This is a genomic window from Pseudoalteromonas sp. C8, assembly GCF_011378685.1.
Taxonomy (GTDB): Bacteria; Pseudomonadota; Gammaproteobacteria; order Enterobacterales; family Alteromonadaceae; genus Pseudoalteromonas; species Pseudoalteromonas arctica.
The window spans coordinates 18,156-29,240 of sequence record NZ_WTKT01000030.1; the positions used below are offsets into that span (position 1 = coordinate 18,156).

Sequence of the window (11,085 nt, forward strand, 5' to 3'; positions counted from 1 at the left end):
AGCATAAAGGCTGTAAGCTACAGCCTTTATCGTTACGTTAAAAACTCTAATAAACCGCGCTCAAACCGACTAAGATACTTTGTTTTACGGGGTAATTTAAAATTGTCGCGCCAATGAGTTTGTTCTGATTCATTTTTCTTACAAAGCTCAATAACATCAGGGTGAATATAAGAATTACGCGCTATTGTTGGCGTATTCCCAAGCTTTGAAGACACTTCATCAAGCATTGTTTTTAATGTAATAGCGCCTTTTGCTTCATACACTTCTTTAAAAGCAATCACACTTGCTCGCCATGTTCTAAAGTGTTTTGCGCTAAATTCTTCACCCATTATATTTTGAATATACTGATTGATTTCAGTCGAAGTAACGTTAGAGCGCTCCCCCTCTTCTATATATTGAAACAAGTGTTGCCCGGGTAAGTCCTGAAGCTCCTTAATAACACTACTCAATGCTTTATCCGTTATATTTACTTCCCTTTCTTTACCTGACTTTGCACGGTATTTTAATCTAATATTTTTACCTGTTAATTTTGCATGCCTTGATCTTAGGGTTGTCGCACCAAAACTTTTATTTTGTTTTACATTACGTTCATTCCCCACCCGTAAAGCACCTAAATCCATTAATCTAACAATGGCTGCTAAAGTACGTTCATAATCGAGCTCATCACCTTGCAATGCTTCCTTTAATTGAGCCCTAAGTAACGGTAGCTTATGTCCAAACACACTACAAGCTTGATACTTTTTAGCATCTTGTTGTTGTGTAAATAATGGATGGTACCGGTACTGCTTTCGTCCTTTACTGTCGTAACCTGTTGCTAAAATATGCCCATTTTCTTCAGGGCAAAACCATACACTTTTATAAGCAGGCGGGAACGCGAGTGAATTTAAGCGCTCAATAACGGCCTTCTCTTTAATTATTTTTCCTATTGGGTCAAAATACTGCCAATGTTTGTTTTTTTGCTTTCGGGTAATTCCGGGCAAACTATCATCAACGTAAATCAATTCCATCATTCCTCCTCAAGCATTTAAAAGAGATATTGTTAACTCGCTTAAGCTTATATTTCAAAGCATAGAATGTACCACTTTAAAATAACCTTAAACTGAACGACTTTATTGATATATAATCAAAAATTGAGCAAAAACAAAAATACGATATATATAATGGTTATTATAACTACGCTTATATTCTCCCTTAATTGGGCATGCTGTTTAAAAGGAGCATTCAATGGCTTTTGATTATGGATCGATTGATCTTGGACTAAAAAACCCCTTCAAACTTGAAGGTAAAGTAACAGCTGTAAGAGGACTCATCGAGTCTATAGCGGGTATTAGTTTACTTGTTATTGCTGCGGGCTCAGTAAAAGAAGATACAACCGCTGGATGGATTTTAATGGTGTTTGGCATGCTTATTTTAGCATTCGGCATTCGCTCACTTTCAAGTGGTATTTATGCAACTCTTAAGTATTTTGTAGGCAGAAACCACCCTACTTCACTTGCTTATAACTACAGTAAATCACAAGCATCAACCGCCAAAGAAGAAGAAAAAGAAGTAGCCTACACCGCGCAATCACTCGAAGAAATGCTGGTTGGTCGTAAAAACAGTACGTTTAAAGAGCCTAATGGTTTTTTATCACGTTTACTTCACAGCTTAATCCCTAAGTTATTATTCCTACCTTATCCTATTCGTAATGTTGCTCAGCGCTTATTTGGCTCATGGGTAAGTACCCTTGTTGCACTTATTGCTTATGGCCTTGTGGCATTTGTATCTTTATCGGGTTTTACCGGTGAAGCAGGCGAATTAGCATTTCCTGTTTATAGTGCCATATTAATGTTCTACGTGCTTTTTTCGTGGCGCTCTACGGGTAAACCTATTTCTAGAAACGCTGAAAAAAATATTGAAGCACTTGGTACCGGTGCACTCGCTAAAATTATTTCTTTATCTTTTATTCTACCAATCGCTATTGGCCTTTCTATGTCATGGCTGATGAAAGAACAACACATTAGCAAACAAGAAATAGATGGCTGGATTGAGCAACTACCTAGTCTTCATGCTGGCATGTACTTAATTGCGATTATTGTATTAGCCACTCTGAGCTGCGCAATTGCTTTTATTATGATTAAAGCGCGTTTAAATGCAGTTACCCCTTCTGCTGAAGTATCAGAACTACGTGAAAACTGGCAAGAGTCTGTTCATCCAGACGAAATTTTTATAAACCTAGACAATCTAGTAATGGCTAACCGTCGTTATAAAGAAGTACCTAACAGAGTTTACAGAGAATTAGACCCTAAGCTTCAAGAACAAATTGAAGGTAAAGGCGGTTTTAAAGGTGAAATGATCCAAGAGATTCAACCTAAACTGCACTCAATAGACTTAGGTAAAAACTTTACGCTAGCACGGTTACTTGCTTTAGTAAGTGGTAACTTGCTTTATATTATAGCCTTAGCGTTTACTGTGTTTTTAGCGTATTCGTTTATTAATATTTATCATTACGTTGACGCTGCAAATATTAGTAGCTTTAAACAAGCATTTAATAACCAACATGTTATTCAATTTAGTGAGCTATTAATGACAAGCTTTCACTTATTGCTAATAGGTATACTTATTAAAGCATTTGCGCAATTGCTTACAAATACAGCTCATCTATTTTTTGCTGAAATGCAATTTGAATCACTACTAGTGTACTTTAAATGCGAAGGCACATTTACTGAGTCTAAAATATCAACAGGTACTGGTATTCACGATAGTACTCGCTCAGAAAATACTTTAGTACGCAGTAGCATAACGCCTTGGATTATTGTTTCTCGTGTTGTTTCTACTACGTTTGCAGCAACAGGTATGAAAAATCTTGAACATCCTCGCCATATTATGGAAATGCATAAAGACGAAGGACAATTACAAGCAATCAAAAAAGACGTTATCGCGTTCTTGAAAGACCGCGAATCTATTGCCTCAATCACCAGTGAGCGTGATTTAGGTAATGCGTCACAAATACATCAATTAAACCAGCAAACGCGCGCTATGCCTTCTCAGCAAGCTATAGCTAAAGATGACGAAGAGGCCGCCGGGTATTTAAGACAAGAAGAAAACTTATCTCCCGAACCTAAGGGCTAACTTACCTGAACTCTGGATAATTAGTATTAATGCCACCTTGTAAATTAGGTGGCATTTTTTTATCCTTTATTAACCTCTATTCAATACCTTTTAACTTTACTACCTCTTTTATACTCAACAACATGATTAATATTGGATTAGTCCACAAAGCCCTTGCTTTATGTGCCAAAACACAAATAATGAAGTATTAATCACAGGGTAAGAATGAGGACAATGAGCTATATACTAACCACCCAATGTGCTGACGACGTAGGCTTAATAGCTAAAATCACAGGGCTTTGTCATAAAAACAATTTAAATATTACGCGTAACAACGAGTTTGTAGATAAAGACGCACAGCGATTTTTTATGCGTACAGAGCTTACAGGCGAGCCACAAAGCGACTTTTTAGATCAACTACGCGCATTGTTGCCACAAGGCGCTAAACTTGCCCTACATTGCGGTGCAAAAACTAAAGTAGTTTTACTTGCAACTAAAGAAGCCCACTGTTTAGGTGGTATGTTACTAAAGCAATTTGAACAAACTCTTAATATTGAAGTATTAGCCGTTATTGCTAACTATGCTGATTTAGAGCCTTTAGCCAAAGGGTTTGATGTGCCGTTTCATGTTGTATCGCACGAAGGACTAACTCGTAGCGAGCACGATCAAAAAGTAGGTGATTTAATTGCCAGCTACAACCCTGATATTATTGGTCTTGCCAAATATATGCGTATTTTAAGCCCTGAATTTGTGGGTCGCTTTGAAGGCAAAATAATTAATATTCATCATTCATTTTTACCCGCATTTATTGGTGCTAAACCTTATCATCAAGCATTTGAGCGCGGCGTAAAAATTATTGGTGCTACCGCTCACTTTGTGAATAATGAGCTTGATGAAGGCCCTATTATTTTGCAGGATGTAACAAGCGTTACACATGCTAATACCGCCGAAATGATGGCTAAAATGGGTAAAGATGTAGAGAAAACAGTGTTTTGTAAAGCACTCCAACTTGCATCAGAGCATAAGTTATTTATTAATGGTAATAAAACTGTAGTGTTTTCTTAGCATTGTACCAATTCGCTTAATTAAGTAGTTTATTTTGAGGTAATAAAACAGTGTTGATAACAAGGTATGCATTTTGTTATTAACCTGAATTCTAATTGATTATTCTACACATAAAAATATGCCAGCATTGTTGCTGGCATTTTTTTGCTCATAAATAAGCAAGTGACTTTTTAAATGTAAATTATGCCTGCTCTATTGGCTCGAGTTTTAATTTAGCGGCAATTAAAACGGCTTGGGTACGATTGTACACGCCGAGTTTTCTAAATATGGCTGTAATGTGTGCTTTTACTGTTGCTTCTGATATGTGCAGTTCATAAGCAATTTGCTTATTAAGTAAACCTTCGTGCAGATATTGCAGCACTCGGTATTGTTGAGGTGTTAATGAGGCAACTTGCGCTGCTATTTCTCGGTCTTCACCTTCAATTTCAGCTACTTTGTTTTTTAACTCTTTTGGTAGCCATGTATCGCCTTCAAGTATTTGGTTAATTGCACTGGCAATATCATCAGACGATGACGATTTAGGAATAAAACCCATAGCGCCGTAACCCATTACTTTAGAAACTATATTAGCGTCTTCACTACCCGAAACAACGGCAATAGGTAAGCTTGGGTATTCTTCTCTAATACGAATAAGACCATATAAATCACCATTACCTGGCATGTGAAGGTCTAGCAGTAATATATCAAGATCCTCTTGCTCGCTTAACACTTGCAGTGTGCTGTCAAAATCGGATGATTCAAAAACCTCTAAACCTTCAAATTTTGCGCTCAATGCGCCCTTTAGTGCTTCACGAAATAACGGATGGTCGTCCGCTATTAAAAACTGACTCATGGTTCACTCCTAATAAATTCGGCTGCCAGTTAGGTATAAAACCCTTACTGACAGCCGATATACTACGTTTAGAATCAACTTGTAATCAAGTTTTTAACGCACATTTAACGATTTAATCTGTTCTCGATTAGTTCATCAACTACAGATGGATCAGCAAGCGTTGACGTATCACCGAGTTGTTGGTGCTCATTTGCAGCGATTTTACGTAAAATACGACGCATAATCTTGCCTGAGCGCGTTTTAGGTAAACCTGGAGACCATTGAATCATATCTGGTGATGCTATTGGGCTAAGCTCTTTACGAACCCAGTTACGTACCTCTTTGGTTAATTCATCGCTTACTGTTACACCTTCGTTAGGCGTAATATAAACATAAATACCTTGGCCTTTAATATCATGCGGGTAACCCACTACTGCTGCTTCTGCTACTGCTTCGTGCGCAACTAACGCACTTTCAATTTCAGCAGTACCTAAGCGATGGCCTGATACGTTAAGTACATCGTCCACACGTCCTGTGATCCAGTAATAACCGTCTTCATCACGACGACAACCATCACCTGTAAAGTAAACACCTGGGTAGGCGCTAAAATAAGTTTGTTCAAAACGTTCATGGTCGCCATAAACAGTTCGCGCTTGCGATGGCCAGCTATCTAAAATAACTAAATTACCGTCCACAGCACCTTCAAGGTTATTCCCCTCAGCATCAAATAATGCTGGCGCAATACCAAAAAATGGATGGGTTGCAGAGCCAGGCTTTGTATCAGTTGCACCCGGTAGAGGCGTAATCATTATGCCACCGGTTTCTGTTTGCCACCACGTATCAACAATCGGACAATTAGATTTACCAATACTCTCGTAATACCACGTCCATGCTTCTGGATTTATTGGCTCACCAACCGAGCCTAAAATACGTAAACTATCGCGATGTGACGAAGCTGTTGGCTCATCACCTTTCGCCATTAGCGCACGAATTGCTGTAGGCGCAGTATATAAAATAGTTACACCGTGTTTATCAACAATTTCGCCCATACGTCCTGCAGTTGGATAAGTTGGTACACCTTCAAATAATACTTGTGTACAACCGTTTACTAATGGCCCGTATGCAATATAACTGTGGCCTGTGATCCAACCTACATCGGCACTACACCAATACACATCGTCTTCTTTTAAATCAAATACGTATTCATGTGTCATTGATGAGTAAACTAAGTAGCCACCAGTAGTATGCACAACACCCTTCGGCTGACCTGTTGAACCTGATGTATATAAAATAAACAATGGATCTTCAGCGTTCATTGGCTCTGGTTCACACTTTGCTGGTAAATCAGCAACTAGGTCATGCCACCATATATCGTGCTCATTCCAATCAACTTCACCGCCGGTTAATTGGTGCACAATAACATGCTCAATTGAGGTTACAGTTTCTTGCGCTACCGCTTCATCTACATTTGCTTTTAATGGAACACAATTACCTGCTCTGCGCCCTTCATCTGAAGTAATAACAATTTTGGCACCCGAATCTCGAATACGATCTGCAATCGCAGAAGGTGAAAAGCCACCAAATACAACCGAATGAATAGCACCAATACGTGCACAAGCCTGCATTGCATAAACAGCTTGAGGCGTCATAGGCATATAAATCGCTACACGATCACCTTTTTGAACACCTAGCTTTTTTAAACCATTGGCAAACTTGGCTACTTCATCATGCAATTGTTGATAAGTAATATTCTCACTTTGAGATGGGCTGTCACCTTCCCAAATAAGCGCCGTTTTATCTGCTTTGGTTTTTAAATGACGATCGATACAATTGTACGAAGCATTAAGGTAGCCATCCTCATACCATTTAATATTTATATGGCCTTTGTCGAATGATGTGTTTTTAACTTTTGTATAAGGGGTAGACCAATCAAGACGTTTGCCATGCTCACGCCAAAAACTTTCTGGGTCATCAATAGATTGCTTGTAAAGCGTATTATATTTATTTTTATCTACAAGAGTCGCATCTTTAATATGCGCAGGAACTGGATAGATACTTTGTGACATCTTAGTCTCCATTTAAATTACTTGCCTTAAGCTTTTATCAAGGATTACTCAGCAGTGCTACATTAAGTATTAGACCTTAGTTGTACACCCCTTCAATTTCCTCATTTGTAGTTTATAATCCTTCTGCTTTCAATTTTTTACATAAATAATACAACGCGTTAAATGTAAGTAAATACAAACTAATCTGCTCTCAAACCTTAGTCTTATAGACCAATAGGTAATTGAGTAAATATTGCACATATTCAACAGTGTTCTCGTACTCTAATAAAGATATTTTGTTGTACTTACTAAAATGCTTTATTTAACGAATGAAAATAGAAAGTGAATTGAAAGCCAAATTAATAACCCTTTTTATTCGTAAGTAATACTCGTAGCAAGTAATACAAATATCTATGAAAAAAAAGTAATAAATAACAAGTAGCCTATAAAGGACACCACAATGAAATTTACCCCATTAAAAACATTGGCAGCAAGCGCTGTACTATGTGCACTATCAAGTACTGCATACGCGGCAACTGCTGCAAAAATTGGTGATACCGAATTTACTTACGGTGGATACATTAAACTCGACTCTATGTGGAGTGATTATTCAGCGGGTGCGCCTGCAGGTTCAAACGTAGGTCGTGACTTTTACGTACCAAGTACGCTAACAGTTGGCGACGATAACAGCTCAGATGCTGTGTTTGATATGCATGCTCGCGAGTCACGCTTTAACTTTGGCACAGCCACTGTTATGGATAACGGTAAGACCGTTAACACTAAAATTGAGATTGATTTTTTAGCCTCAGCTGCTGGCGGCAATGAACGTGTATCAAACTCTTATGCTCCACGTATTCGCCATGCGTTTGTGACATACGACGGTTGGTTATTTGGTCAAACATGGTCTAACTTTCAAAACGTGGGTGCCCTTGCTGAAACGCTTGATTTTGTAGGCCCAGCTGAAGGCACTATATTTGTTCGACAATCGCAAATTAAATATACCACTGGCGCATGGTCTTTCTCATTAGAAAACCCAGAAAGTACAATTTCTACTACTAGCGGTATGGTAGTAACTGATGATGCATCATTGCCTGACTTTACAGCTCGTTACACACACAAAGCTGATTGGGGTAACATTGTTGTTGCAGCGCTTGCTCGCCAACTAACTTATAAAGTAGGCAGTGTTGATGCAGATGAAACATCTTTTGGTATTAGTGCGTCGGGTAAAATAAACCTTGGTGAAGACAACCTTAAATTTATGCTTACTCAAGGTAAAGGCTTAGGCCGTTACGTAGGCTTAAACGTTGCTCACGGCGCAGTACTTAATGGCGATGAACTAGATGCCATTGATTCGACTTCTGGTTTTGTTGCTTACCAGCACAAGTGGACAAGCCAATGGCGTTCAACGTTCTTATACTCTTTCTTCTCTGCTGATAACAACACTGATTTATTAGCTATTTCTGGTGATCCGACTGAATCAAGCCAAAGCTATAGCGCTAACATTTTATATTCCCCTGTTAAACGCCTAACATTTGGAGCTGAGCTAAAACATGCTGAGCGTGAAACTGAAAGTGGCGTAGATGGCGATTTAGATCGTTTACAATTCTCTGTTAAATACTCTTTTTAATAACTAAAAAGCTAACTACTTTAAATTAGCGGCCTAGGCCGCTTTTTTTATAATTCAATTTAAGTTAAAAAAAACAATCATATTTTTATAAGTCATATTGCTTACCCTAATCATAATATTATTTACAGACTAAGTAATTTTCCCTAAAACAGCGTAAACGCGTTTGCAAATGATAATGGTTTTTGTTTGAGTTTGTTAATTCTAAATAGTAGAATGTCCCAATTATTTAAATAAACTCAAATAATATTAAATATTAATTAAGGGAAAACATGAAACTCAATCGCACTTTTGCACTTTCTTCATTAGTTTTAGCTATGGGTTTTTCAGCTCAAGCGCAAGAAACACCAACTAAGAATACAGTTGAAAATAACAATGAACAAATGGAAGAAATATTAATAGTAGGTGTACGCCAAGATCGAGTTAGCCAAGGTGCTACCGGTTTAACTATGGAGCTTAACGAAACACCACAATCTATTAGTGTAATTGGCGCAGAGCAACTTCAAAACTTTGCAGCAAATAGTATTAATGACGCATTGAAAATGGCTACGGGTATTACTGTAGAACAAGGTGAAACTAACCGCACACGATACACGTCTCGTGGTTTTGATATTAAAAGCACTCAAGTTGATGGTGTTGGTCTACCTAATAACTGGGGCCTTGTTACTGGTGCTATGGAAAGCTACGGTTATGAAAAAATAGAAGTTATTCGTGGTGCTAATGGGCAATTAACAGGCGTTGGTAATGCAGCTGGTACTATTAATTATGTTCGAAAACGTCCAACAAATGAGAATGAAGGTGAAATAGGTATTTCTGTAGGTACTTATGGTTTAAAGCGCTTACAAGCTGATTATTCATTTTTATTAACAGATTCTGGTAGCTGGGCTGCACGTGTTGTTGGGGCTGCAGAAAGCTCTGATTCATACCTTGATGGTTTAGAAAACGATCGTACTTACTTCTCTGCTGTAGTTGATGGACAACTTACTGGTAATTCAACACTTTCATTTGGTGCTTCACATCAAGATGCGAATACAGATGGAACCATGTGGGGAGGATTACCACTTTCATATGCCGATGGTACACAAGCGCAGTGGGATGTAAGTACAAGTACAACCCAAGAGTGGACTAAATGGGATACTCTTAATACCACAGCTTTTATTGAATATACTTATGTATTCGATAATAACTGGGAAATTAAAACAACTTATAATTACCAAGACTCAGAAGATCAAAGTAAATTACTTTACCTTTATGACGCTTATGGAATGTTTGATAGTGAAACTAATTTAGGTTTAGTCAGTATTCCTGGACGATATGATACAGAATTCTCAGCTGATTTATTTGATATAACAGCTAAAGGTGAGTACAGCTTGTTTGGTCAAGAGCATGAGTTAATGCTTGGTGGTAGTATTTCACAAAGTACATCTTACTCTTTTACTAACTCTTACGATGCAGCAACAACTGAAGCTTATGGTTTAGCGCCTGCTTTTCCATATGCATTAGATGCGATTGCTGAACCTATTTGGGGTGAACGAACTAAGTATGCTGATATTGATGTTACTTTGAAGCGTTTTTTTGGTTCTACTAAATTAAACCTAACAAGTGACTTATTTGTTATTGCGGGCTTTAACGCTATCGATTATGAGCGCACAGGCTTTAGCCAAGGCGTTGATATAGATAATGATGAAAGTGAGGTAAGCCCTTACCTTGCAACAACGTATGCAATTAATGATGATGTTAATGTATATGTAAGCTATTCCGATATTTATCAGCCACAAGAGCAGTACGATTACGATGGTAACTTTTTAGATCCAAGTAAAGGTGTTAATTACGAAGTTGGAGTGAAAACTCAATGGTTTGATGATCAACTACTTGCAACCTTTGCCGTGTTTAGTGCAAAACAAGATAATATTGCAACTTATGCAGGGCTAAACGCATCTGGATTTACTTACTATAAAGGAGCTGATCAAGATACCCAAGGCTTTGAATTAGAATTAACCGGAAACATAACTGATGATCTAAATGCTGTATTCGCATATACATACTTAGATATAAATGATGACGCAGGCGACAGTTCTCATGAATGGGAACCTGAAAATGTTGTTAATTTTTCATTAGATTATACGCTGCCTCAACTACCTAAATTTAAATTTGGTTTAGCCGGTAAATGGCAATCAAAAACAGAAAATATAGCCAGTAATGTTAAGCAGGATTCTTATTTACTTATGAACACATTTGCTCGATGGGATGCTAGCGAAGACTTATCAATTCAAGCTAACATTGATAACATTACAGATGAAAAGCATATTACTAGCTTAGCTAATGTCGGTTTTTATGGCTCTCCTATTAGTGGAAAAGTTAGCTTAACTTATCGCTTTTAAAGTTCTATTTTAATTAGGTCGCATTCTTTAACTATTAGGGCGTGTTTATCTTTGGTGGTTGAATTTGCA

Annotated in this window: 7 protein-coding genes; 4 read left to right on the forward strand and 3 right to left on the reverse strand. The window is 37.8% G+C overall.

Annotated elements, in window-relative coordinates; all coding sequences use genetic code 11:
• Nucleotides 1–32: 32 nt before the first annotated feature.
• On the reverse strand, nt 33–1,007 hold the full coding sequence (locus GQR39_RS19345) for a DNA topoisomerase IB (RefSeq protein WP_101217730.1): 975 nt from the start codon (nt 1,005–1,007) through the stop codon (nt 33–35).
• Nucleotides 1,008–1,224: 217 nt separating this feature from the next.
• Between GQR39_RS19345 and GQR39_RS19350 the strand changes: the two genes are divergently transcribed.
• Both GQR39_RS19350 and purU read left to right on the forward strand, forming a co-directional pair.
• Nucleotides 1,225–3,111 carry a hypothetical protein gene (locus GQR39_RS19350; protein WP_165736377.1) on the forward strand — a complete coding sequence of 629 codons (1,887 nt, stop codon included), beginning with the start codon at nt 1,225–1,227 and terminating at the stop codon, nt 3,109–3,111.
• Between the two features lie 213 nt (nt 3,112–3,324).
• On the forward strand, nt 3,325–4,155 hold the full coding sequence (purU, locus tag GQR39_RS19355; RefSeq protein ID WP_007584800.1) for a formyltetrahydrofolate deformylase: 831 nt from the start codon (nt 3,325–3,327) through the stop codon (nt 4,153–4,155).
• A 181-nt stretch (nt 4,156–4,336) separates the two neighbouring features.
• Here purU and GQR39_RS19360 read toward each other — a convergent pair whose 3' ends face one another.
• A complete protein-coding gene (locus GQR39_RS19360; RefSeq protein ID WP_007584799.1) occupies nt 4,337–4,987 on the reverse strand; it encodes a response regulator transcription factor in 651 nt (216 codons plus the stop codon).
• 104 nt (nt 4,988–5,091) lie between these two features.
• Nucleotides 5,092–7,032, reverse strand: coding sequence for an acetate--CoA ligase (gene acs / locus GQR39_RS19365; RefSeq protein ID WP_165736378.1), 1,941 nt, complete (start codon nt 7,030–7,032; stop codon nt 5,092–5,094).
• 439 nt (nt 7,033–7,471) lie between these two features.
• Between acs and GQR39_RS19370 the strand changes: the two genes are divergently transcribed.
• Both GQR39_RS19370 and GQR39_RS19375 read left to right on the forward strand, forming a co-directional pair.
• Nucleotides 7,472–8,638 carry a DcaP family trimeric outer membrane transporter gene (locus GQR39_RS19370; protein WP_010554447.1) on the forward strand — a complete coding sequence of 389 codons (1,167 nt, stop codon included), beginning with the start codon at nt 7,472–7,474 and terminating at the stop codon, nt 8,636–8,638.
• 269 nt (nt 8,639–8,907) lie between these two features.
• Entirely contained in the window at nt 8,908–11,016 is a 2,109-nt protein-coding gene (locus tag GQR39_RS19375; RefSeq protein WP_165736379.1) for a TonB-dependent siderophore receptor, read from the forward strand.
• Nucleotides 11,017–11,085: the final 69 nt, after the last annotated feature.